The organism is Arhodomonas sp. KWT, from assembly GCF_010993615.1.
Genome location: NZ_WNXE01000642.1, coordinates 1 through 950, shown reverse-complemented (window position 1 = coordinate 950; position 950 = coordinate 1). Strand labels below are relative to the sequence as shown.

The following is a 950-nucleotide window of genomic DNA, read 5'->3' as shown; positions in this document are numbered from 1 at the left end:
AATAACGACAGCTCCAACACCGTCTATCGCCTGTCGTACCTCGACCGTTTCTACACGACCTCCGGCATCGACCGGAATGTCAGCCTCGCCTATCGCGATACCGACGCCAGCGAGGCGGACCTCTCCGATTACGGTGTCAAGAGCATCACCGGCACCTACGGGTATAACCTGCCGGTGTCGAGCAACGACACCATCGGCGCGGACCTGGAGGTCGAGAACCTGGATCTGACCCTCAACGACGAGCCCACGGATATCCAGCAGTCCTTCGTCAATGACTACGGCAAGCAGAACACCACCTACCGGGTGGCGCTTTCGTGGACCCACGACACGCGCAATCGCGCAGTCTTCCCCTCCGAGGGCAGTCAGCAGACCGCGAGCCTGACCGCGGCGATCCCCGGCAGCGAGCTCGAGTACTACAAGGCCAGCTATAGCCATCGTCGTTACCAGGCCCTTGCCGACTGGCTCACCCTGGCCCTGGAGGGCTCGGTGGCGTACGGCGATGGCTACGGTACGAACAGCCGGCTCCCGTTCTTCGAGAATTATTTCGCGGGTGGCATATCCACCGTCCGCGGCTTCGACGGCAACTCGCTGGGCCCGCGGGACGAGAACGACGATCCCATCGGCGGCAACGCCCGGGTGCTGGGTACCGCGGAGCTGCGTTTCCCGCCGCCCGGCAGCGAGGACAGCAGCTTCCGGTTCACCACGTTCGTGGACGCGGGTCAGGTGTATTACACCTATGACGAGAATGTGGACCTCGGGAACCTGCGCTATTCGGCGGGTCTCGGCATGATCTGGTATTCGCCGCTGGGACCGCTGACGATGAGCGTGGCGCGGCCGCTTAATGAAGAGTCCAATGATGATAAGCAGTTCTTCCAGTTCTCTCTGGGCACGTTCTTCTAGGCCGGCGCCGGCCATGCGGCACCGCCGTGTGACGGGCGCGGTACTGGTCA

1 protein-coding gene is annotated in these 950 nt (G+C 63.1%); it reads left to right on the top strand.

The features are described from left to right. The coding region (locus G7A99_RS21385; RefSeq protein ID WP_163143933.1) for a BamA/TamA family outer membrane protein at positions 1-900 on the top strand (900 nt) is incomplete at its 5' end. Between the last annotated feature and the right edge of the window lie 50 nt (positions 901-950).